This window comes from Marivivens donghaensis, assembly GCF_030410045.1.
GTDB classification, from domain to species: domain Bacteria; phylum Pseudomonadota; class Alphaproteobacteria; order Rhodobacterales; family Rhodobacteraceae; genus Marivivens; species Marivivens donghaensis.
Window position 1 is genome coordinate 60592 of record NZ_JAUFRA010000002.1, and the last position, 21669, is coordinate 82260.

At 57.1% G+C, this 21669-nt stretch carries 21 protein-coding genes; 11 read left to right on the forward strand and 10 right to left on the reverse strand.

Annotated features, from left to right (window positions below; translation table 11 throughout):
* The first annotated feature begins 42 nt into the window (after nucleotides 1-42).
* Complete coding sequence (locus tag QWY83_RS02050; RefSeq protein ID WP_249946190.1) at nucleotides 43-1302, forward strand: SulP family inorganic anion transporter; 1260 nt, start codon at nucleotides 43-45, stop codon at nucleotides 1300-1302.
* Between the two features lie 65 nt (nucleotides 1303-1367).
* Nucleotides 1368-2660 carry a nicotinate phosphoribosyltransferase gene (gene pncB, locus QWY83_RS02055; protein ID WP_249946189.1) on the forward strand — a complete coding sequence of 431 codons (1293 nt, stop codon included), beginning with the start codon at nucleotides 1368-1370 and terminating at the stop codon, nucleotides 2658-2660.
* Between the two features lie 107 nt (nucleotides 2661-2767).
* On the opposite strand, the gene QWY83_RS02060 is transcribed toward pncB, so the two are convergent.
* The 7 genes from QWY83_RS02060 to QWY83_RS02090 form a co-directional block, all read right to left on the reverse strand.
* Nucleotides 2768-3478, reverse strand: a complete 711-nt coding sequence (locus QWY83_RS02060) for a DUF3800 domain-containing protein (RefSeq protein ID WP_249946188.1) — start codon at nucleotides 3476-3478, stop codon at nucleotides 2768-2770.
* Between the two features lie 41 nt (nucleotides 3479-3519).
* Entirely contained in the window at nucleotides 3520-3933 is a 414-nt protein-coding gene (gene arfB, locus QWY83_RS02065; protein WP_249946187.1) for an alternative ribosome rescue aminoacyl-tRNA hydrolase ArfB, read from the reverse strand.
* 376 nt (nucleotides 3934-4309) lie between these two features.
* Entirely contained in the window at nucleotides 4310-4942 is a 633-nt protein-coding gene (locus tag QWY83_RS02070) for a queuosine precursor transporter (RefSeq protein ID WP_249946186.1), read from the reverse strand.
* A gap of 81 nt (nucleotides 4943-5023) precedes the next feature.
* The gene (locus QWY83_RS02075) at nucleotides 5024-5869 is read right to left on the reverse strand and encodes an esterase-like activity of phytase family protein (protein WP_249946185.1); all 846 of its coding nucleotides are present in this window, start codon (nucleotides 5867-5869) and stop codon (nucleotides 5024-5026) included.
* 2 nt (nucleotides 5870-5871) lie between these two features.
* Nucleotides 5872-6783 (reverse strand): penicillin-insensitive murein endopeptidase, encoded by a 912-nt coding sequence (mepA, locus tag QWY83_RS02080; RefSeq protein WP_249946184.1) that lies wholly within the window; start codon nucleotides 6781-6783, stop codon nucleotides 5872-5874.
* A complete protein-coding gene (locus QWY83_RS02085) occupies nucleotides 6768-8141 on the reverse strand; it encodes an MFS transporter (RefSeq protein ID WP_249946183.1) in 1374 nt (457 codons plus the stop codon). Before QWY83_RS02085 ends, mepA begins: the two co-directional genes overlap by 16 nt.
* 80 nt (nucleotides 8142-8221) lie before the next feature.
* Nucleotides 8222-8755 carry an acyl-CoA thioesterase gene (locus tag QWY83_RS02090; RefSeq protein WP_249946182.1) on the reverse strand — a complete coding sequence of 178 codons (534 nt, stop codon included), beginning with the start codon at nucleotides 8753-8755 and terminating at the stop codon, nucleotides 8222-8224.
* A 126-nt stretch (nucleotides 8756-8881) separates the two neighbouring features.
* Here QWY83_RS02090 and QWY83_RS02095 point away from each other — a divergent pair, with 126 nt between their 5' ends.
* Nucleotides 8882-9169 carry a YggT family protein gene (locus tag QWY83_RS02095; protein WP_105233988.1) on the forward strand — a complete coding sequence of 96 codons (288 nt, stop codon included), beginning with the start codon at nucleotides 8882-8884 and terminating at the stop codon, nucleotides 9167-9169.
* A gap of 3 nt (nucleotides 9170-9172) precedes the next feature.
* On the opposite strand, the gene QWY83_RS02100 is transcribed toward QWY83_RS02095, so the two are convergent.
* Nucleotides 9173-10432 (reverse strand): UbiH/UbiF/VisC/COQ6 family ubiquinone biosynthesis hydroxylase, encoded by a 1260-nt coding sequence (locus QWY83_RS02100; RefSeq protein ID WP_249946181.1) that lies wholly within the window; start codon nucleotides 10430-10432, stop codon nucleotides 9173-9175.
* Between the two features lie 59 nt (nucleotides 10433-10491).
* Between QWY83_RS02100 and QWY83_RS02105 the strand changes: the two genes are divergently transcribed.
* The 4 genes from QWY83_RS02105 to QWY83_RS02120 all read left to right on the forward strand — a co-directional run bounded on the left by QWY83_RS02105 (nucleotide 10492) and on the right by QWY83_RS02120 (nucleotide 16875).
* The gene (locus QWY83_RS02105) at nucleotides 10492-11799 is read left to right on the forward strand and encodes an amidase (protein WP_249946180.1); all 1308 of its coding nucleotides are present in this window, start codon (nucleotides 10492-10494) and stop codon (nucleotides 11797-11799) included.
* A 120-nt stretch (nucleotides 11800-11919) separates the two neighbouring features.
* A complete protein-coding gene (locus tag QWY83_RS02110) occupies nucleotides 11920-13098 on the forward strand; it encodes an aminotransferase class I/II-fold pyridoxal phosphate-dependent enzyme (RefSeq protein ID WP_249946179.1) in 1179 nt (392 codons plus the stop codon).
* A 12-nt stretch (nucleotides 13099-13110) separates the two neighbouring features.
* Complete coding sequence (locus QWY83_RS02115; protein WP_249946178.1) at nucleotides 13111-16119, forward strand: DNA translocase FtsK; 3009 nt, start codon at nucleotides 13111-13113, stop codon at nucleotides 16117-16119.
* A 147-nt stretch (nucleotides 16120-16266) separates the two neighbouring features.
* The gene (locus QWY83_RS02120; protein WP_105233993.1) at nucleotides 16267-16875 is read left to right on the forward strand and encodes a LolA family protein; all 609 of its coding nucleotides are present in this window, start codon (nucleotides 16267-16269) and stop codon (nucleotides 16873-16875) included.
* Nucleotides 16876-16902: 27 nt separating this feature from the next.
* Here the strand turns inward: QWY83_RS02120 and QWY83_RS02125 are convergent, their stop codons facing one another.
* Nucleotides 16903-17493, reverse strand: a complete 591-nt coding sequence (locus QWY83_RS02125) for a transglycosylase SLT domain-containing protein (protein ID WP_249946177.1) — start codon at nucleotides 17491-17493, stop codon at nucleotides 16903-16905.
* A 189-nt stretch (nucleotides 17494-17682) separates the two neighbouring features.
* Here QWY83_RS02125 and hspQ point away from each other — a divergent pair, with 189 nt between their 5' ends.
* From hspQ to QWY83_RS02140, 3 genes are all read left to right on the forward strand, one after another.
* Entirely contained in the window at nucleotides 17683-18009 is a 327-nt protein-coding gene (gene hspQ / locus QWY83_RS02130) for a heat shock protein HspQ (protein WP_105233995.1), read from the forward strand.
* A gap of 272 nt (nucleotides 18010-18281) precedes the next feature.
* Complete coding sequence (locus QWY83_RS02135; RefSeq protein WP_249946176.1) at nucleotides 18282-18743, forward strand: GAF domain-containing protein; 462 nt, start codon at nucleotides 18282-18284, stop codon at nucleotides 18741-18743.
* Nucleotides 18740-19387 carry a pseudouridine synthase gene (locus QWY83_RS02140; protein WP_249946175.1) on the forward strand — a complete coding sequence of 216 codons (648 nt, stop codon included), beginning with the start codon at nucleotides 18740-18742 and terminating at the stop codon, nucleotides 19385-19387. Before QWY83_RS02135 ends, QWY83_RS02140 begins: the two co-directional genes overlap by 4 nt.
* A gap of 53 nt (nucleotides 19388-19440) precedes the next feature.
* Here the strand turns inward: QWY83_RS02140 and QWY83_RS02145 are convergent, their stop codons facing one another.
* Nucleotides 19441-20877 (reverse strand): aldehyde dehydrogenase family protein, encoded by a 1437-nt coding sequence (locus QWY83_RS02145; RefSeq protein WP_249946174.1) that lies wholly within the window; start codon nucleotides 20875-20877, stop codon nucleotides 19441-19443.
* Nucleotides 20878-21009: 132 nt separating this feature from the next.
* On the opposite strand from QWY83_RS02145, the gene QWY83_RS02150 reads away from it, so the two are divergent.
* The gene (locus QWY83_RS02150; RefSeq protein ID WP_249946173.1) at nucleotides 21010-21663 is read left to right on the forward strand and encodes a peroxiredoxin; all 654 of its coding nucleotides are present in this window, start codon (nucleotides 21010-21012) and stop codon (nucleotides 21661-21663) included.
* The last annotated feature ends 6 nt before the right edge of the window (nucleotides 21664-21669 follow it).

Consider the following 21669-nt stretch of genomic DNA (forward strand, 5'->3'; position numbering starts at 1 on the left):
GAAGCAGTTGAGGAGCAGCATCCGCCCGAGAGGACGGACATCATGACCCCCAAATTGCTATCGACCCTGCCAGCGACCACGCTGGCCAGTCTGCGTGCCGATGTGTTTGCGGGCATCACCGTGGCGATGGTGGCTCTGCCGCTGAGCCTCGCGATTGCGATTGCTTCGGGTGCTGATCCGTCGACGGGGCTGGTCACTGCGATTGTCGCGGGCTTCTTGATCTCGGCCTTTGGCGGCAGCCGCGTGCAGATCGGCGGCCCGACAGGTGCGTTTATCGTTGTCGTCTATGACGTGATTGCCCGCCACGGGTTCGATGGCCTTCTGCTCGCGACCTTTTTGGCGGGGATCATCCTGATCATCGCCGCCACCTTGCGCGCTGGCACCCTCATCCGCCACATCCCCGAAGCCGTCATCAACGGCTTTACCATCGGCATCGCCGTTATCATCGCATCCAGCCAGATCAAGGACGGTCTGGGTCTGACGATGGACCACCTTCCCGCCGATATGATCGAGAAAATCCCCGCCCTGTGGGAAGCCCGAGACACCCTTTCTCTCGCCGCTGTTGGGGTCACTCTGGTGACGATGGTATTGATCTATACACTGCGCCGCGCCGCCCCGCGTTGGCCGGGTTTGATCGTCGCTGTCGCCGCGACCTCGGTCGCTGTGCCGCTGTTTAACCTACCCGTTGATACGATTGCCGACCGTTTCGGCACGCTCTCCGCATCTCTGCCTGCGCCGCAGCTCCCCGACATGGATTTCGCCCGCCTAAGGGAACTCTTCCCCTCGGCCATGATCATCGCCTTCCTCGCGGGCATTGAATCGCTCCTCTCGGCCATCGTCGCCGACCGCATGATTTCGGACCGCCACAAACCCAACGCAGAGCTTTTGGCCCAAGGCATCGCCAACCTCGCCTCGCCGCTCTTTGGGGGACTGCCCGCGACAGGCGCCATCGCACGCACCGCGACCAACGTGCGGGCAGGGGGGCGGACACCGCTCGCTGGCATGATCCACGCGCTGGTGATCCTCGTCGTGATGTGGGTCGCTGCCCCGCTCGCCTCTGGTCTAGCAATGCCCGCGCTGGCTGGTCTCCTGATCCTCACCGCATGGAACATGGCAGAGCCGCACAAATGGGGCGAATGGATGCGCGATGACCGCGCAAATGTCGCGCTCCTCCTGATCACGCTCGGCCTGACGGTCCTCACCGACCTCACCATCGCCATCGGCACGGGCGTCACGCTGGGCCTCGCCCTGCGCCTTCGTAGCAACGCCAAACCACTAGATTGGACCCCTCGGGACAAGTGAACCTTGCACCTGCCCCCTGATCTTTGATCTAAGCGGCCCTAACGTAATCCGAAAGGCCCCGTGTCATGGTCGATCTCGCAACTCGCGTCTATAACCACAAATGGAAGATCGACCCTATCGTGCGGTCGCTCATCGATACGGACTTCTACAAGCTGCTGATGTGTCAGTCGGTGTTCCGCAACAAACGCGACACCCGCGTGACCTTTAGCCTGATCAACCGCGCCAAACACATCCGCCTTGCTGACATGATCGACGAAGGCGAACTGCGCGAACAACTCGACCACGTGCGGTCCTTGTCGCTCACCCGCGGGGAATCCACTTGGCTGCGCGGCAACACCTTCTACGGCAAACGCCAGATGTTCCGCCCCGACTTTATGGAGTGGTTCGAGAACCTCCGCCTGCCCGCCTACCACCTCGAAAAACACGACGGCCAATACGAACTCACCTTCGAAGGCTCCTGGCCCGAGGTCATGCTCTGGGAAATCCCCGCGCTCGCCATCCTGATGGAACTCCGCTCCCGCGCGGTCCTCAACACCATGGGTAAATTCGAACTCAAAGTGCTCTACGCCCGCGGCATGACGAAACTCTGGGAAAAGGTGGAATCCCTCCGCACGATCCCCGACCTGAAACTCGCGGACTTCGGCACCCGCCGCCGCCATGGCTTCCTCTGGCAGGACTGGTGCGTTCAGGCCCTCATCGAAGGCCTCGGCGATAAATTCATCGGCACCTCGAACTGCAAAATCGCCATGAAGCGCGACATCGAAGCCATCGGCACCAACGCCCACGAGCTTCCCATGGTCTACGCCGCCCTCGCCAAAACCGACGAGGACCTCCGCCGCGCGCCCTATGACGTGCTCGCCGATTGGCACGAGGAACACGACGGCAACCTCCGCATCATCCTGCCCGACACCTACGGGACCAAGGGCTTTCTCGACAACGCCCCCGATTGGCTCGCCCAGTGGACGGGCATCCGCATCGACTCTGGCGATCCCGCCGAAGGGGCCGAGACCGCGATCCAATGGTGGAAGGCCCGTGGCGAAGACCCCACGAAAAAGCTCATCATCTTCTCGGACGGGCTGGACGTGCACAAAATCCACGAACTGTCAGACCAGTTCCGTGGGCGCGTGAAGGCCTCCTTTGGCTGGGGCACCATGCTCACCAACGACTTTATCGGCCTCACTGACGGAGACGCCCTCGCCCCCTTCTCGCTCGTCTGTAAAGCGGTCGAAGCCAACGGCGCCCCCACCGTCAAACTCTCCGACAACCCCAACAAAGCCATGGGCCCCACCGATGAAGTCGCCCGCTATAAGCGCGTGTTCGGAGTCGGTGAGCAGGAGGCGCGGGAGGTTAGGGTTTGATTTTTCAGCAAAACATTTACTTGTTGTTAATGCATTTTGCATTATAACAGAACATGAAGACCGGCAGTTCAGTGACACTCGTCTTGACAGCCTTATGGCGCCGGTCATCACTTACTCGGGTAATCTTTGTATCTCTTGGGGAAGCGCTTTGCGCTGAAACCTTTGATTATTTTTTCGAGTTTTGATCGGTGAGTGGAAGTATTGTCGCCATGTAAAAATTGACGACAATATAAATCGACGTCCGCTAATTGGATTAACCTACTATGATGACTTTTCGCGAAATGGACCGTGTCGACTAGTTGTTTAATTTCGCGCCCTAAAAGACGGCTTGTTCCCTCTTCCCTAAATTTCGACAAGTTTGCGACTGATGGACCAATGTTTGGCTCATCATAATCGCCGATTAGCATACCCACACTTTTTTCTGATTTTAAAAAGCTATCTACCCTTTCCACAAAACACATAAATGTAAACTCTTCGCAATCTTGCGATGTATTTATGAATGTTACTGGCTCGGGTCGGACCCTAGCATAGATCGAGTTTACCTCTGGTTCCGCGCTGATAGCGATGAGTTTCTCTAAGATCTCCAACCGCTCATCAATCGGTTTTCCTTTAAAGTTCTTTTTCCCGTGGAAAATATCTTTTGCATGAAATTCTGTGTCGACACTTAGAAGCGCAGTCCCAAATACATCTTTCGCAAGTTGATTTAACTTTTCCTCAACGCTTGCGATATCTTTGGAGGATATGACAACACCTCCGAACCAATGTGCTTCTTGTTTACCAAATTCGTATTTGACTTCGTCATAGTAAACTAAGTGCATTGTTTGAGCGGCCCTACAAAGAGTGAGTGTTAACTATCTAGTTACTCAACCTTACCGCGTAAAGCCTTAACCTCCCCCCTGATCTTCTTCGCCTCAAGCCGTCTCCTGACCGACCCCTTCGTGGGCTTTGTGGGGATGCGGCGTTTGGGGACGTGGGTGGCTTTGAGGATCATCTGGGCGAGGCGGTCGCGGGCGATCTCTCGGTTGGTGGCCTGCGAACGGGTGTCCTGTACAAAGATCACGATGGCGCCGTCGGTCGTCCATTTGGACCCCGCGATGTGCCGCAGCCGTCGTTTCACCGCATCGGTCAGAGAGGGGCTGCGTTCGGCCTCGAACCGCAGCTCGACCGCCGTTGACACTTTGTTCACGTTCTGACCGCCGGGGCCGGAGGCGCGGACAAATTGCTCGGTCAGTTCCCAGTCTTGCAGGGTGATTTCGTTAGAAATCCGTAGCATAAGCGTAAATAAAACCTGTTTTGCGGCGAAAAGGGTGCGATTGCGGGTTTTGCGGTATTTGGATACCGTTCGTGGCTCCCCAAATACGTCCTGAATCTGCCCGAAACAGGTGCGATTGCAAGGAAAAGGGCCGCCCCGGCGATGAGGCGACCCTTCGAAAGTCCAGGAGGTGGGTGCGGTTAGGTCGTCCCACCTGAGTTCGTCGTCAGCCAAGGGCTGCCTTAGCTGCGATCCCCCCAAGCTGTCCCGACACCATTCTCCAATACCTTTCTTGACACTGGATCACCTCCTTTCAATGAGTTTCGCCTGTAAACTCAGGGTGACACATATGTCGTGTATGTCAAAACTTTTTGAGCCAGATTTAGTGAAACTTTTGTTACGCTGCCGATTTTTTGGCCAACATTTGGCCGACAATGACGCGGAAAGGCACAAGCGCGAGAAGCGCAATCGCCAGTTTCACGGCATAGTCCGCAACGCCCAAAGTCACCCAAAACGGCATCTCAGCGCCCACCGTCATCACCGGCATCGCGTCCCAAGCCCAAGAAATCTCAGCATTCGCCGTTTCCCCGAAATTGATGAAAGCAGCAAAAGCGATGGTGAAGAAAAGCACAGCATCAACGGTCGATGAGATGACAGTCGAGATGATCGGAGCTTTCCACCAGCTGCCGTTGCGCAGGCGGTTAAAGATAGCAACATCAAGGAGTTGCGCGACGAGGAACGCCGTTGCAGACGCGATCGCGATACGCAGCGGAACGGCTGGGCCGAACTCGAGTTGGATCTGGTTGCCGATCAACGAGCAGACGATACCGACGACAAAGCCAGCAAGGATCACCTTGCGAGCAGCCTGCGCGCCATAGACGCGGTTCATGATGTCGGTCACGAGGAACGCGATCGGATAGGTGAAGGCACCCCAAGTTAGGATCCCATCAAGGATGAGGAACTGAACGAGGATGTTCGAGGCCACTACAACGATGGCCATGGCGAGAACGCCAAAGAGGATACGGGTCATGTCTATATTCCGTTTTTACAAGGTAGCGGCGACTTGGCCCCTTTCGGGGACGCGGTTGATTAGAGCCGCTGCGACCTTCTGTCAATCGGTCAGTTGATACTCGACCAGAGTGCTCGGGCCAAAGGTCTGGCCGTTGTCGGACACCATGGTGAGGCGGATATGGTCTGTTTCATCGCGCCAGACGGCGATGCCTTCGAGGTTGCTGTGGGTGCGCAGTTCGGTCTGGAGGAGGGTTTCCTCATTCGTGCCGTCCATGTCGAAACGGCGAACACGGGACCTAAACCCGACGCCGAGGAAGTCGCGCTCAAGCAGGTAGAATTTGCCATCGGGTCCGATGTCCGCGCCCGTTACGAGGAAAGAGTCGCTGCGAGGGATGGTAAAAGCGACGTCCCAATCATTGCGGTAGCGGTAGACGGGAAACGGTAGGTCAAAGCGGCCAGAGCGTTCGGGGACGGTGTAGATCGTGCCATCTGGCCCAGTGGCGAGTGCTTCTAGCCCAGCGTTCGATTGAAAGCTGTCAAAGTCGGCGGAGCGTGCAAATGGCAGGGCAGGGCCGTCGGGCTGATCGTAGGCCATGATGCGGGAACGGGCTTCGAAACTGATATAAATCTGGCCGTTGGGACCAAAGGCGATCCCTTCGGAGTCGGTTTGTCCGTCGCGCAGAGGCCGACCATCCTCTCCGTTTAGAGGGATCATTTGCCTGACGGACAAGCCCGTCAGAACCTGGTCGTTTCGGGTCAATTCGCCCCGCAAGAGATAGCCGCGGTCCGTGACCATGGTGAAGGCCGTGCCCGTTGGGTTAAGCTCAATGGCGGACAGCTCCTCGGCCCCTGGGATGTTGAAGGCGAACTTGGCGACAAGTTGGGCTTCGGACAGCGCAGGGGTGGCCCCGAGCAGGGCGAATGCAACAGTAATCCAGTGTTTCAATGTCAGCGTCCAGCGACCACAGCGCATTGATCGGGAAGGTCATTCATCCGCAGCGGACCACGTGGCGGAGCAGGCGGTTGGCCTGAGGGCGGCGGCGGATTGAGGATGTCATTCACCCATTTTTCCGCATCTTCGCAGCCATCGCCTGCAGGAATAGGGGCCTGATCCTGACAGGCGTCATCGCCAGCGGGACAGTTCAAACGCACATGGAAATGGTAATGGTGTCCCCACCACGGACGGATTTTGCGGAGCCAATCACGGTCGCCTGTCGCGTTCTTGCACATTTCGACCTTGGCGCCTGCGAATACAAAGATACGGGCGACGCGGGGGTCTTCTGCAGCGCGACGAAGGATGGCCTCGTGTTGTGGCGACCAATCGCTGTTGGTGTAGGCACCGTTCGCACGTTGCATGGTGATGGAGGAGAGGCTTTCGCGTTCAGCCTCGGTCAGGTCGAGGCGGCTGGGGGGAAGCATCCAGATATCGACGTCGAGGCCGATTTGGTGGCTCGCGTGTCCTGTCAGCATCGGGCCGCCACGCGGTTGGCTCATGTCGCCAATATAGAGGCCGTCCCACCCGGGTTGGGTCGCGGCAAAGGCGCTGAGGTCCTCGACAAAGGACACAAGCTGCGGCTGACCCCAGTTGCGGTTTCGGCTGAGGCGCATCGCTTGCCACGTTTGACCGTTTTCAGGCAGCTCCATCGCGCCGGATTGGCACCCACGGGCGTAGGAACCGATGGCCTCTGACGCGCCGTTGCTGGGTGTCGGGATGTGGCCGAACACCTCTTTGGCGACGCGTGTGTCGTTCGAAGATTGTGACGACATCACCGATGATGATGTCGTCGTCTGTGCGGTGTCGTTTGCCTTGCAAGCCGTGAGGGCCAGCAATACACACAATGCCCCTAGTGTGCGGACCATGCTGCGCGATCTCCTTCGCTGTTGACCCAGCGTAGCATCAGAAGACCGATCAGGAAAAGGACGATTACAGGGATAAAGCCCAACTGGTTGCTGCCCGTGGCGTAGGTCGTGATGCCGATCATCATGGGCGCGAGGAACGCAGTCGCCTTGCCTGTGAGAGCAAAGAGGCCAAAGGCTTCTGCGGGGCGTTCGGGGTTCGTGTGGCGCACCATCAAAGAGCGCGATGCAGAATACAGCGCGCCGCCTGCGCCGCCAATTGCGGCCCCACAGATGTAGAAGATGATATCGGGCAGGCTCGATCCTTCGGGCAAGGCCATCGGGCCAATGTGAGTGCGCGACATGCTGACGATGATGGTGCAGACCACCATAAGGACGACGATGGCCGCTGTGATCACCGCTTTAGGGCCGTAGCGTTTGTCAGCTATGCCGCCGATCCATGTAACGATCGCTGCGGTGATTGCGCCGATGATACCAAAGACGCCGATCTGCATCGTTGCCCAACCCAGCACCAATTTCGCGTAGACGCCGCCGAAGGCATAGAGCGAGTTCAGCGCGTCGCGGTAGAGCATGGAGCCTACGAGGAACGAGGTCAGGCTGCGGCTTTGACCGATGGATTTCACCGCGCGGATCAGTTCGGGGACGACTTCGCCAAAGCTGGTTTTGCGGCGAGGCGTTGAGGTGTCATCGCGGACCCAGAGGAAGAACGGGATCATGAACACGAGATACCAGATCGCGATGAAGGGACCGACCGAACGGGTACCTTCGCGGGTCGATGCGTCGAGGCCAAAGATGGGGTCGATGCCCAAAAGCGTTTTGCCGCTGTCACCTTCGGCAAACAGCAAGAGCATGATGAACAGCGATACCACGCCGCCCCAGTAGCCAAAGGCAGAGGCCGAGCCAGAGATTTTGCCGACCTCTTTGTCCGTGCCGAGCGAGGGCAGGATCGCGTTGACGAAATTCAGACCAGATTCAGCGGCGATGAAGCCGATGTAGAAGATGATCAGCGAGATGGTGAGGGTGGCACCGTCTGGTGTCAGGCCCCAGAGGAAGGCAGAAGACACCACGTAAATCACTGAAAAGAAGGCGATCCACGGGATTTTGCGTCCGCTGAGGTCGGCCCAAGCGCCCATGAATGGCGCTGAAATTGCGATGATCACGCCCGCGATGGCAGAGCCGAGGGACCAGAGCGATTGCGCGTCGGCTTCGGGGGTGGCGGAGCCGCTTGCAGTGAACCAGTCGGCTGCGACGGCAGCGAAATAGGGGCCAAAGATAAAGGTCAGGCCGAGCGTGTAATAAGGCTGTTGCGCCCAATCAAAGGCCATCCAGCCCCAGATGCGCTTTTTCGCTGATACTGACATGATGTTTCCCCAACCGTTTGATCGATATAGATCAGAGAAACCGTCGGTCTGGCAAGCAAACCTTTAGTAACAGGGTGTTATCAGTGTTTCGGCGGCCAAGGACGTTTGGTCTCTGCGTCTATCCACGCTTTGACCCATTCGCCCAAGTCTGGCGAGGGGCCTGTGTGGCCCATACAGGCAGCGACTTTTTCAGGGGCAATGATGCCTGATTTACTGGTCACAGCCGAACGGATCAGAACGTGGTTCGCGCATTCCCCGTTCGAGAGCCACATGCTCTGCTCAATGTAGATGAACTTATCGTCCCAGCCGATGGGCACGGACTTCATCGTGATTTTATCGAACATGCGGATACGACGGCGATAACGCGGGGTCGAACCAGCAACCGTTAGGCCCCAGCCGTTCTGTTTGAGCGCCTTGAGGAGGCCAGACGCCTGACCGAGCGGCAAACGCCCCATGTCAAACAGGGTCAGCGTCCGTCCATTGTTCAGTTCCCACCAGAGGTCGAGGTCCCACGGCCAGCAGATATGATGGGTCACATAGGTTTCACCAAACTTCACCTTTGGGTCGTTGCGATGAACGAACATCTGCCAAATCAATCGGAGGAACGGATACATGTGTGACCTTTCATTCTGCAGATGCAAAGAAACGTCAGCCGCACCCAAGGTCAACTGGAACGTTGGGGCAGGGATTGCCGAATGGCCCTGCGCACATTACCTGATGAGCAACTGAAAGGACGCGATATGACCTCTATCTTCCAAATCCTGCTGATGATTATCGGCGTGGCCCGTTTTATGATCTTCGCTCACTTTATCATGAGCTGGCTGATCAGCTTCCAAGTGCTCAACGTGCGTCAGCCTCTGGTTGCGCAGGTTTGGTATGGTCTTGAGCGGTTGCTCGACCCGATTTATCGCCCGCTGCGGAATTTCCTGCCGCGCATGGGCGGGTTGGATTTGTCGCCGGTTGTCGCGCTTTTGGGCCTAGAGGCAATCCGGATCATCCTGATCAACAACATCGCGATGTTCTACTAAGACTTAGCTGCGCATCAAGCTGGGCAGATCACCAGTGAGGCCGGCGGCTTCGCGGACGAAATTGCGTCGTAAGGCGGGGATGGAGTTTACCACGCCCATGCCCACATCGCGCACCGCCCGCAGCAGCGGGTTGTCGTTCGAGAAGAGTTTGTTGAACGTGTCCGTCGCGACCGCGAGCGTTGCCGTGTCAAAGCGGCGCCACTGTTGGTATTTGCTCAAGACGATTGGGCTTCCGATGTCCTGACCTGTGTGGCGTGCATCACGCAGCACGTCGGCGAGCGCGGCGATATCCCGTAGACCCGCGTTGAGGCCTTGACCTGCAATGGGGTGCATCCCGTGGGCCGCATCACCAACCAGAGCGATACGATCAGCGATAAAGCTGTTCGCGAGGGTGAGGTTCAGCGGATAGGTGAACCGCTTTCCTTCGAGGCTGATGTCGCCAAGGAAACTGCCAAAGGCGGGTTTGAGGACCTCGAGGAAGGTCGCGTCATCCATCGCGGCACATTCGGCGGCGCGGGCGTCAGTTTCGCTCCACACGATAGAGGAACGGTTGCTTTTGAGCGGCAGGATGGCCAGCGGGCCGTGCGGCATAAAGAACTGATGGGCGACGCCGCCGTGGGGTTTTTCATGTGCAACGGCGCAGACAATACCCGTTTGTCCGTAGGTCCAGCCTGTGCGTTTGATGCCAGCACGCTCTGCAGTGCCTGATTTGCGTCCGTCACAGCCAACCAGCAGGGCCGCGGTGAGTGTTTTGCCGGACGCGAGCGTGACGCTGATCCCGTTTTCGGTCAACGATTGGGCGGTCACGGTTTCGGGTGCGTAAAGGGTAATACGGTCACTTTCCTCCATCGCCTCCATAAAAGCGGGGCGGAGGTGGCGGTCTTCGACCATGTAGCCCATCGGGCCTTCTTCGATTTCGGCGTGGTCGAAATGGAGCATCCACGGGGCAGGGCCTTGGCCTGCGATACCGTCGGTGACTTTGATCTCGAGCATTGGTTCGGCGACGCCCGCGACTTTGGACCAGATGCCGATCCCTTTGAGCAGGCGTTGAGACGCGAGGGCCAGCGCATAGGCGCGACCGTCAAAGGATGGGTCCTTGTAGGTGTCGAGCGGCACGGTATCAATAACCCCGACCGAGAGGCCGAAGTGAGCGGCAGCCAGAGCAAGCGCGGGGCCATTTAGGGCGCCGCCGACGATGAGGAGATCGTGGTCGTAGGTCATGGCGTGAATATGGGCCAAATCGCGGGATTGTCCATGCGACATCGTCCCGCTAGCGTTGAGTCAATTGCACGAGGGAGATTGCCATGCAGTATTGGCGGTGTATGACAGCGGCAGACTTGGGCCGTGGGATCGGTTCGGGGGAAATTGACCCCGTTGACCTGACAAAGGTGTTCCTGACCGCAATTGATGAACACGAACATCGCGACCGCATTTATGCGCGGGTGACCCCCAAACGCGCCTTGGCAGAAGCACAAGCCGCGTCTGATCGTGCTAAAGCGGGTTTGCGTCGGTCGGCGCTCGACGGGGTGCCGATCAGCTGGAAGGATTTGTTCGACACGGCGGGGACGGCGACAGAGGCGGGGACGCTCTATCTAAAGGATCGTATTCCTTCGCGGGATGCAGAGGTTCTGCGGAACGCAACGGCTATGGGTTTGGTGTGCTTGGGTAAAACCCATATGACCGAGATCGCCTTTAGCGGTTTGGGGTTAAACCCGATCACGGCAACGCCGCCTTGTGTGAATGATCCTGATGTTGTTCCAGGTGGATCGTCGTCGGGGGCTGCAGCCTCGGTCGCCTTTGGTCTAGCTGCTGCGGCGGTTGGGTCGGATACAGGTGGATCGGTGCGCGTGCCGAGCGTTTGGAACGATCTGGTCGGTCTAAAGACAACGCATGGGCTTTTGTCGCTGAAGGGCGTTGTGCCCCTGTGCAAGACCTTTGATACCGTCGGGCCGCTGTGTCGGTCGGTTGAAGACGCGGCGCTGATGCTGGGTGCATTGGGTGGTCACGCGGCCGATTTGACGGGGAGCGACCTGAACGGCGTGCGGTTGGCTATCCTCGATACGATTGCAATGGAAGATGTGCGCGATGCCCCGAAGACGGCGTTTATGGCGGCTATCGCTCGATTGGAGGAGGCTGGCGCAGAGATCGAACATGTCCGGTTTGAACCGCTTCGCCGTGCCTTTGAACTGGCGGGTATCCTCTACACCGTTGATGCCTATGCCTATTGGCGCGACATTATCGAAGCTGATCCGTCGAAGATGTATCACCAAATCCTGACGCGTATTCGCGCGGGCGATGCCTTTAGCGCGGTGGATTTCGTCGCGGGTTGGGCGGAACTCGACGAAATTCGTGCGGAATATCACGCTGCACTGGCTGGTTTTGATGCGGTTATCATGCCGACCTCTCCGATTTTGCCTCCGAATGCGAAACGGTTGGAGGAGGACGGGGAGTATTTCGTCCAAGAAAACCTGATGACGCTCCGCAATACGCGTGTCGGCAACCTGATGGGCGAGTGTTCTCTGACGCTCCCTACGGGCGTTCCGTCCTGTGGCATCATGCTGAACGCGGCGCCAATGAGCGAAGCACGATTGCTGCGGATCGGTGCAGCGGCAGAGCGTGCCTTGGCCTAAATGCCACATTTCTGATGCGGGACGCTCTGGATTCGTTCCGTTTTTCTGGACAGCGCAGGCGGTCGGGGGTTATCAAGGTACAAAGCGGGACGAAAATGATCTCGCAACATTGAGGCAGAAATGATCTATCCGGAGCGGTTCTCGAACCTTGCGGACTACGCATTCCCGCGTTTGCGGGCTCTACTCGACGTCCATGAACCGGGCGGAGAGCCTCTGGCGTTGACCATTGGAGAGCCACAACACGCGTTCCCGTCGTGGGTTGGGGCTGTCTTGGCCGACAACATCGCTGGTTTTGCGAAATACCCGCCCAATGATGGCGAGCCTGATCTTCTGGCTGCAATTTCTGCATGGATTGACCGTCGCTATGGCGTCGTCGTTGGGCCTGATCGGATCATGGCGCTGAACGGGACGCGTGAGGGGCTTTATAATGCTGCCATGGCGCTTTGCCCTGAAACGAAGAACGGCAAACGGCCTGTCATCCTGACGCCGAACCCGTTCTATCAAGTCTATATGATCGCTTCGATTTCGGTTGGTGCGGAGACTGTTTTCGTTCCTGCGACCGCAGACAATGGGTTCCTGCCTGACTATGCGTCGATGCCTGCGGATGTGTTGGATCGCACGGCGATTGCTTACATCTGTTCCCCGTCGAACCCACAGGGTGCTGTGGCGTCGCGGGACTACTGGCGCGAGTTGATTGCGCTGGCCGAGAAACACGATTTCCGCATTTTCGCAGACGAGTGCTATTCCGAGATTTACCGCGATGAAGCGCCTGTGGGTGCTCTCGAAGTGGCTGCGGAAATGGGTGCGGACCCAGAGCGGATCACGATTTTCCATTCGCTGTCCAAACGGTCGAACCTGCCGGGCTTGCGGTCTGGTTTCGTTGCGGGCGGGACAGAGTCTATACGGCTGATCCGTCAGTTGCGGGCTTATTCGGGTGCGCCTCTGCCGCTGCCTATACAATGTGTATCTACACGTGTTTGGAGCGATGAAGAGCACGTGATTGAGAACCGCGCGCTCTACAACGCGAAATACAAGATGGCCGAAGAGGTTCTGGGGAACCTGCCTGGCTATCACACGCCCGAGGGCGGATTTTTCCTGTGGTTGCCTGTCGAAGATGACGAGGCGGCTGCACTGAAGCTATGGCGAGAAACCGGAGTGCGTGTGCTGCCCGGCGGGTATCTGAGCCGTGATGTTAACGACAAAAACCCCGGTAAGGGGTTCATTAGGGTCGCCATGGTGGCTCCGATGGAAGAGATGCGACGCGGTCTGACTTTGATCCGCGAATGCCTCTACGATTAAAGGGATTTTGGTATGGCCTCTTATTCGACACGTCAGCGCGACCCGCTCTTGGATAGCACCACGCAGGCTATTCTGGAAAAACGTGGCAAAGAGCTTTTGGGCCTCGGCCTGATTGCACTGGGGGTCATCGTGGGGCTGATGGTCGGGTCCTATTCGCCCGAAGATCCAAGCTGGATGCTCGCCACCGATGCGCCTGTTCAAAACTGGATGGGCCGTATGGGTGCGTCGATTGCTGCGCCGTTGATGCTGGTCGTTGGTAAGGCATCGTGGTGGCTGGCGCTGATCCCAATGGTCTGGGGTCTGCGGTTGACGCTGCACTACGGTGCTGAGCGTGCCTTTGGCCGTTTGGTGTTTTTCCCGATCCCGATTGTCGTCGCGGCGATCTATTTTGCGACCTACTCTGCCGATCCAAGCTGGACCCATTCATTTGGCTACGGCGGGATGCTCGGTGATACGGTTCTGGGGATGATCCTGACGCCGCTCGTAGCGGGGTCCTTGCTGTGGGTGAAGGTCGCGGCCCTGATTTCGGGTATCGCGATGCTGGCGCTGGGTGCGTTTGTTCTGGGCTTTACGATGCCAGAAATTCGCACGGGCTGGCGTTTCTTCCTCTATGGCCTCGTTGTCCTCTACGATCTGATTTTGCGCCTTGTTGGGCGCGGTGCGGATATGTCCGTTCGTGCGGCGCAGGTTGGATATGCCAACGTACAGAGCCGTCGTGATCAGGCTCGCAGCGACCGCAAATATTCCCAAGACGAGATTGACGCGTTCTACGCTGTGCCTGATCCAGAAGAGCGTCAGCGCGTGGCACATGTTGTGCGTAGCAATCCTGTCACCGCCGACACGATGCCGAAGATGCCGAAAATCGTTGCTGCGGCCGCGATGGCGGCACCTGCGCGTCCCGTCCCAGCCGAGGCCTCTGGTCTGCGTAGCCTGATGCCGAAAATGTTCGGTCGTGCGCCTGAGGTGGAGCTAGAGCCAGAACTGATCGAATCTGAGCCGCCGATGATGGCTGGTGCACAGGCGCCTGATGATGATCGTATTCGCGCCCGTATTTCTGATGTGATCCGTAACCGTAACGTCCAGCCTGTTGTTGAGCAAAAGCAGCCGCCGATCGTTCGCACGGCAGACGGCGTGCGGATTGAACCGACATTGGTTGCGGGGCGTGGTCCTCGTCCGCTCGTCGCGCAGCCTACGATTGCGGCGCCTCATTCTGTTGAGCCGCCAGTGATGCGTCAGCCGATGCCAGAGATGGGCATGGAGATGCCGCAGTGGGCCGATGAGACCGAAATTCTGGTCGATGGCGACGATTCCAACATCTTTGCTGACATTGATCGTGATGATTACGAGCCAGACTATGAACCTGCGCCGATGCCGCAAATGCGTGCTGCGCCGATTCCGACAGCAGAGCCGCGTCGTCTGGTTCAGAACTCGTTGAAGCGGTCTGTTGTTCCGTCGAAGCAGGCGCGTGCTGAAGCCCAGCCTTCGCTATCGTTCGAAGACAAAGGGATGGATTATGAGACGCCACCGCTGAACCTGTTGATGGACCCAGCGGATGTTGAACGTCACGTTCTGTCCAACGAAGCGCTCGAAGAAAATGCACGGATGCTCGAGGCGGTTCTGGATGACTACGGTATCAAAGGCGAAATCGTATCGGTTCGTCCCGGTCCTGTTGTCACGATGTACGAGCTTGAACCTGCGCCGGGTCTGAAGGCGAGCCGTGTTATCGGTCTGTCCGATGACATCGCGCGTTCGATGTCAGCCCTGTCCGCACGTGTATCGACGGTTCCCGGTCGTTCGGTCATCGGTATCGAACTTCCCAACGATAAGCGCGAGATGGTGAGCTTCCGCGAAATCCTGTCGAGCCGCGATTATGGCGATGGCAATCATCGTCTGCCGCTGGCGCTGGGTAAGGACATTGGTGGTGAGCCGATCGTGGCGAACCTCGCGAAGATGCCTCACTTGCTGATCGCGGGTACGACGGGTTCGGGTAAATCGGTTGCGATCAACACGATGATCCTGTCGCTGCTTTACAAGCTGACGCCTGATGAATGCCGTCTGATCATGATCGACCCGAAGATGCTCGAACTGTCGGTCTATGACGGCATTCCGCACCTTCTGTCGCCTGTTGTGACGGACCCGAAAAAGGCGGTCGTTGCCCTGAAGTGGGTCGTCGGTGAGATGGAAGAACGCTATCGCAAGATGTCCAAGATGGGCGTTCGTAACATCGAGGGTTACAACGGTCGCGTTCGTGATGCGTTGGCGCGCAACGAGATGTTCGAGCGTACCGTTCAAACTGGATTTGACGAAGAGACGGGCGATCCGATCTTTGAAACCGAAGAATTCGCACCAGAAGCAATGCCCTACATCGTCGTTATCGTCGACGAAATGGCAGACCTTATGATGGTTGCGGGCAAAGAAATCGAAGCCTGTATTCAGCGTTTGGCGCAGATGGCGCGTGCTTCGGGTATCCACCTGATCATGGCAACGCAGCGTCCGTCCGTGGACGTGATCACCGGCACGATTAAGGCGAACTTCCCGACGCGTATTTCGTTCCAAGTGACCTCGAAAATCGACAGCCGCACCATTCTGGGTGAACAGGGTGCTGAACAGCTGCTCGGTATGGGTGACATGCTCTATATGGCTGGCGGTGGTCGCATCACACGTATTCACGGCCCGTTTGTCAGCGATGAAGAAGTCGAAGAGATCGTGACCTATTTGAAGTCCTATGGCCCGCCGACCTACGTCGGTGGTGTAGTCGAAGGTCCAGATGAGGACAAAGAGGCTAACATCGATGCAGTCCTTGGCCTAGGTGGCAACACGAATGGGGAAGACGCCCTATACGACCAAGCCGTTGCTATCGTGATCAAGGACCGTAAATGTTCCACCTCCTACATCCAGCGGAAACTGGGCATCGGCTACAACAAAGCTGCGCGTCTGGTTGAGCAAATGGAGGACGAAGGTGTGGTTTCGTCTGCGAACCACGTCGGAAAGCGCGAAATATTGGTGCCTGAACAGCACTAAGAGCGAGAGGCGCGGAGGATGAGGACCTTCCGCGCCTTTTATCTTTTTACCGAATAACACTGGCTTGTTATCGCTTAGCCGTTGGAAAACAGGTCGATTGTCCCCATGTTTTGGGGCAAGAACGCCTCGTTTGATAAAGGTAAGTTGATGAATAAACTTCGCCGTACATTATTGGCCGCCCCGCTTTTGCTGGCTGCACTGGGTGGGCACGCACTACGGGCTGAGCCTTTGTCGCTCGGGCAGATTTCGGATTTCTGGAATGGTCTCCAGACGGCCGAGGGCACGTTTACCCAGATCGCGTCTGACGGAACGATGTCGACGGGAACGCTGTATATTAAGCGCCCAGGTCGTATCCGCTTTGAATATGATCCACCCGAAGAGGCGATGGTGATTGCGGGCGGCGGGTCGCTCGCGATTTTTGACCCGCGGTCGAACACTGGCCCTGATCGCTATCCGCTGAGCGAAACGCCACTGAGCATTATTCTGCGTCGGGACGTTGATCTGACCGATGAAAGGATGGTGGTTGATCATCGTTCAGACGGGGCGACCACTCAGATCACGCTGCAAGACCCAGATCACCCTGAATACGGGAACATCAAACTGGTGTTCACCGACCCGCCGATGCTCAACCAGTGGATTGTCACGGATAACGCAGGTGGGCAGACGACGATGGTGCTGAATACGCTTCGGATTGGCGGACGGGTGCCAGAGCGGTTGTTCAATATCATCGCGGAAGAACGCGATTGGCAGAAATAAGAAAGGCGGCCTAGGCCGCCTTTTCCATTAGAACCGTGCAGCGCGGCAGCGTGTTAGCTGCTGTTGATACATGGTCGAACGATCCGCGACTTCGCCCGCGATCCGCACGAGCCATGATTTCGCGCGGTAAGTGCCGCGCAGGTAACCCGTCCGACCCTCGTGGTAGGCGAGGTATTGGTTGCGGGTGTCGTTGAGTGGGATACCCGTGTCTTCGGTCGTTTGGGTCATATACCAACCCATAAAATCGGCCGAGTCTCGGATGTCATCACGACGCGCGCCCATTCCGCCTTCGGCCCGCTGATATTCGCGCCATGTCCCGTCCAAGGCTTGGCTATAGCCGAACGCGGAAGACTGACGGCCCATCGGGATGACGCCCAAAGCATATTGATGCGGCGTGCGGTTGTTCGAGATGAATTTGCTTTCCTGATAGATCATCGCCATCAGAACATGGGGTTCGACGCCCCAATTGCGCTTTGCAGCGCGGAAAGCGCTAACGTATTGCGGGCGCTCTGTCAGAATTGCGCAGGCGTTATCGAGGTTCCGCGGAGCGGTCCCTTCGCGCTCGCCACAACTGCCAAGCACCAGCACAACCAACAATGCGCGAAAGATTCTGCTCATCTGCCTCTCGCTCTCTATTTTTAAAGAAGTTTAGCCGATTTCAGCGGTCAATGAAACGTGAATCCCTGTTTGCGTCATAAAGTTTACTGGTCGCGGGTTGATTTGGTTTACAGACTGTTTCCAACGTTTCGTGTCACTGGCGTAGACATTCGGGGTGAGGCACGGATAGTAGTTAACGGGGGTACTGCTATGCTTAAAACGCGCGCGCGCTATCAATTGGGTCAAGTTGTTCGGCATCGGAAGCATCCCTTCCGTGGTGTTGTCTTTGACGTGGACCCAGAGTTTTCGAATACCAACGACTGGTATGAGGCAATCCCGGAAGACAGCCGCCCCCGTAAGGACCAGCCGTTCTATCACCTTTTGGCTGAGAACGACGAAAGCTACTACGTCGCCTATGTGTCCGAGCAGAACCTCGTTGCTGACTACTCGGGCGAACCCGTTCGTCATCCTGACCTAGAAGAATTTTTCGGGGGCTTTCAGGACGGCCAATACGAAATGTACGTCCAATTTAACTGAGTAGCTGAACCTCGACGCCACACAACTGGGTGGGGGCATTAGTGCATAGCGCCGAGGGAAGCATATTGCAGCTACGATTGTATTATCTCTCCTTATGCGGGCAATCGCATGTTCGAATAAGGGCAGTCTGGTGGCGCGATCGGATATACCGCAGAGCAGTTGCACTATGCTTGTAGACTGTTTCGACCTTAAAGGTCGCTCTGCACTGGTTTTTGCGGTTTAGTCGGACTATCCCAAGGTTTGGATAGACTTGAGAGAAAGGCATTCAAACCATGCGAGTGACCTATTCCGATTTGGCAAAAACCATCGATGCGCTGACGGCGGGCGAAACCGACGAGGTCGCGCTGATGGCAACCGTTGCGTGTGAAGTGCATCACGCCGATGATCGGTTCGATTGGACCGGCTTTTACCGTGTGGTTGAGCCCGAGGTGCTAAAGATCGGGCCGTATCAGGGTGGGCACGGGTGTCTGGTGATCCCGTTTGCGCGTGGCGTGTGTGGCGCAGCTGCGCGGACCCAAGAGATCCAGCTGGTGCCTGATGTCGAAGCGTTCGAGGGTCACATCGCCTGTTCGTCCTCGACGCGGTCTGAAATCGTTTTGCCTGTGTTTAACGGTGCGGGTGATCTGATTGGCGTGTTCGACATTGATAGCAATCTGCCTGACGCCTTTACCGAAGAAGATGCTGTGGAGTTGAGCGCCATTCTAGCGACTGTGTTCGGGAGTTCCCTGACATGAGCGACGACTATAATCCGCCCCAAGATCCGCTCGTGGTTCTGGATCAAGACCATGAGATTTTGGTCGTCGACAAACCCTCTGGGCTATTGTCCGTACCGGGGAAGGGTGAACATCTTGCCGATTGTCTGATCGCTCGGGTTCAGGCGGCTTTTCCCTCCGCGCTTTTGGTACATCGTTTGGATCGGGACACGTCGGGCGTGATGATCTTTGGCCTGACGCCACATGCGCAGCGGCATTTGGGCAAACAGTTCGAGGATCGGCGCACGAAAAAGACATATGTGGCAAGAGTTTGGGGCGAAGTCGCCGCAAAGACGGGCACGATTGATTTGCCGTTGATCGTGGATTGGCCGAACCGTCCGTTGCAGATGGTCGATCATGAAAATGGGCGGTCTGCGGTCACGGATTATCGAGTGATGCGCGTTGGAAAAGGGGAGTCGCGCGTGAGGCTCTACCCAAAAACGGGGCGGTCCCATCAGTTGCGTGTGCATATGAAAGAGATCGGGCATCCGATTTTGGGCGACCCGTTCTATTCGACGGGTGCAGCACGCGATTTTCCGCGTTTGATGCTGCATTCAGAGACGCTGCAGTTCTTACACCCTGATGGTGGGCAGGGGATGCGGGTCACGGCTAAAGCGCCGTTCTAGACATGAAAAAGGAGGGGCGAGCCCCTCCCTTAATCGTTTGATATGTTTGGAACTTATTCGTCCCAGCCAGCGATGGTTTTGGATTCGAGGAACTCTTCGATCCCCCAAACGCCGCCTTCACGTGCGCGGCCAGAGGCCTTAACGCCGCCGAACGGAGCGCCTGCTGCACGGCTACGACCGTTCATTTCCACCATGCCAGAACGCAGGACGCGAGACAGGCGACGGCGACGTTCGGTGCTGGTGGACTGAACGTAGTTCGTCAGACCGTAGGGGGTGTTGTTGGCGATCGCGATGGCTTCTTCTTCGGTGTCGAAGGGGATGATCGACAGCACGGGACCAAAGATTTCCTCTTTTTCGATGGTCATGCCCGGCTTCACATCCGCGAAAACGGTCGGACGCACGTAGAAGCCCTTGTTCATGCCTTCAGGCAGGCCAAGTCCGCCTGCAACCAAACGCGCACCTTCGTCGATGCCCTTTTGGATATAGCCTTGGATCTGGTCCCACTGGCGTTTGTTCACCACGGGGCCGATGTGATGACCGCTCTGATCGGCTGGGGCGACTTTGGTCTTTTCGGCGGTTTCTTTCGCGATTTCAACGGCCTGATCGTAAATGCTGCGTTCGACTAGCATACGAGTTGGGGCGTTACAGGACTGACCAGAGTTGTTAAAGCAGTGACGAACGCCACGCACGACGGCCTTTTCATCGGCGTCTGCAAAGATCAGGTTCGCGCCTTTGCCACCGAGTTCGAGCGTCACGCGCTTCATCGTTTCGGCGGCTGTCTTGGAGATCGCACGGCCAGCGCGGGTCGAACCCGTGAAGCTGATCATTTCCACGTCTTCGTGTGCGGACAATTGGGTGCCAACACCCATGCCGTCGCCATTCACGAGGTTGAACACGCCAGCGGGGATGCCTGCATCGTGGATGAATTCCGCAAAGAGCATCGACGACAGTGGCGACTCTTCTGACGGTTTCAGGACGATAGTGCAGCCAGCGAGCAGCGCGGGGATGACCTTGAGCGTGACCTGGTTCATCGGCCAGTTCCAAGGTGTGATCAGACCGACGACGCCAATCGGTTCTAGCGCGATTTGGGTGTCGGTGACGCTGTCACGTAGCGGACGGATCCATTCGACTTCGTCAAAGGCCTTTAGGAAGTTACCGAGGTGCCACGGAATGCATTCTGCCTGATCGTCGCGGGACATGTCGATAGGCGCGCCCATTTCCATGCTGATCGCTTGGGCCATTTCCTCTTTGCGGAGGTAATACTGGTCTAGGATCTTAGCGACGAGCGCCTTGCGTTCTGCGGGCGCAGTTGCAGCCCATGCGGGGAACGCAGCCTTTGCCGCGGCAACAGCTTTGTCCGTATCGGCCTGACCACCAAGCGAAATCACGGCGCAGGGTTCCTCTGTCGAGGGATTGATTACCGCACAATCGTTTGGCGTCGCCGGAGCAACCCATTCAGCATTAATATAGAATTCGCGTTTCTCGATCATCTCACCCTCTCTCCGATAATTTGATCATATCTGAGCGGACCCTATCAACGTGCGACAAAAGCGCAAGAGTGGGTAGCGATAACGTTACTGACTCCATATATCTCGGGCCAATGACATCCATAGGAGGTAGTTATGGGTCTTCGTATTAATGATATTATCCCGAATCTGACTGTCGAAACCGATCAGGGCGCCTTTGCGTTGCACGATTGGATTGGCGATCAGTGGGCCATTCTTTTCTCGCACCCCAAAGATTTTACGCCTGTTTGCACCACCGAATTCGGCGCTGTTGCTCAGCTCGCTGACGAATGGGCAAAACGCGGCACCAAAGTGATGGGTATCTCCGTTGATGGTGTTGAAGAGCACAAGAAATGGAAAGGCGACATCGAAGCATTTGCAGGCGCAAAAGCCGGTTTCCCGATCATTGCTGACACCGACCTCGCTGTTGCGAAAGCATTCGACATGCTGCCTGCCGAAGCCTATCTGCCCGATGGCCGCACACCTGCTGACACCGCGACTGTACGTTCGGTGTTCATCGTTTCCCCAGACAAAAAGCTACAGCTGACAATGACTTACCCGATGTCCGTTGGCCGTAACTTTGCCGAAGTTCTGCGCGCGCTGGATGGTCTGCAGGCAACCTTTGGCAACCCGATCGCGACGCCCGCGAACTGGACCGTTGGTCAGGATGTTATCGTTGCTCTGTCGCTAAACGACGATCAAGCACGCGAAAAATTCGGCGAAATCGACGTAAAGCTGCCATATCTGCGCACTGCAAAACACAACGCCTAATCCTCT

Excerpts from the sequence above, each read along its gene's own strand:
- mepA (WP_249946184.1), bottom strand. The coding sequence starts at position 6,783 with ATGGTCCGCACACTAGGGGCATTGTGTGTATTGCTGGCCCTCACGGCT.
- QWY83_RS02145 (WP_249946174.1), bottom strand. The coding sequence starts at position 20,877 with ATGATCGAGAAACGCGAATTCTATATTAATGCTGAATGGGTTGCTCCG.
- QWY83_RS02090 (WP_249946182.1), bottom strand. The coding sequence starts at position 8,755 with ATGTATCCGTTCCTCCGATTGATTTGGCAGATGTTCGTTCATCGCAAC.
- QWY83_RS02110 (WP_249946179.1), top strand. The coding sequence starts at position 11,920 with ATGATCTATCCGGAGCGGTTCTCGAACCTTGCGGACTACGCATTCCCG.
- QWY83_RS02115 (WP_249946178.1), top strand. The coding sequence starts at position 13,111 with ATGGCCTCTTATTCGACACGTCAGCGCGACCCGCTCTTGGATAGCACC.
- QWY83_RS02125 (WP_249946177.1), bottom strand. The coding sequence starts at position 17,493 with ATGAGCAGAATCTTTCGCGCATTGTTGGTTGTGCTGGTGCTTGGCAGT.
- QWY83_RS02105 (WP_249946180.1), top strand. The coding sequence starts at position 10,492 with ATGACAGCGGCAGACTTGGGCCGTGGGATCGGTTCGGGGGAAATTGAC.
- QWY83_RS02085 (WP_249946183.1), bottom strand. The coding sequence starts at position 8,141 with ATGTCAGTATCAGCGAAAAAGCGCATCTGGGGCTGGATGGCCTTTGAT.
- QWY83_RS02135 (WP_249946176.1), top strand. The coding sequence starts at position 18,282 with ATGCGAGTGACCTATTCCGATTTGGCAAAAACCATCGATGCGCTGACG.
- arfB (WP_249946187.1), bottom strand. The coding sequence starts at position 3,933 with ATGCTACGGATTTCTAACGAAATCACCCTGCAAGACTGGGAACTGACC.
- QWY83_RS02120 (WP_105233993.1), top strand. The coding sequence starts at position 16,267 with ATGAATAAACTTCGCCGTACATTATTGGCCGCCCCGCTTTTGCTGGCT.
- QWY83_RS02100 (WP_249946181.1), bottom strand. The coding sequence starts at position 10,432 with ATGTCGCATGGACAATCCCGCGATTTGGCCCATATTCACGCCATGACC.
- QWY83_RS02050 (WP_249946190.1), top strand. The coding sequence starts at position 43 with ATGACCCCCAAATTGCTATCGACCCTGCCAGCGACCACGCTGGCCAGT.
- QWY83_RS02140 (WP_249946175.1), top strand. The coding sequence starts at position 18,740 with ATGAGCGACGACTATAATCCGCCCCAAGATCCGCTCGTGGTTCTGGAT.
- QWY83_RS02060 (WP_249946188.1), bottom strand. The coding sequence starts at position 3,478 with ATGCACTTAGTTTACTATGACGAAGTCAAATACGAATTTGGTAAACAA.
- pncB (WP_249946189.1), top strand. The coding sequence starts at position 1,368 with ATGGTCGATCTCGCAACTCGCGTCTATAACCACAAATGGAAGATCGAC.
- QWY83_RS02150 (WP_249946173.1), top strand. The coding sequence starts at position 21,010 with ATGGGTCTTCGTATTAATGATATTATCCCGAATCTGACTGTCGAAACC.
- QWY83_RS02070 (WP_249946186.1), bottom strand. The coding sequence starts at position 4,942 with ATGACCCGTATCCTCTTTGGCGTTCTCGCCATGGCCATCGTTGTAGTG.
- QWY83_RS02095 (WP_105233988.1), top strand. The coding sequence starts at position 8,882 with ATGACCTCTATCTTCCAAATCCTGCTGATGATTATCGGCGTGGCCCGT.
- hspQ (WP_105233995.1), top strand. The coding sequence starts at position 17,683 with ATGCTTAAAACGCGCGCGCGCTATCAATTGGGTCAAGTTGTTCGGCAT.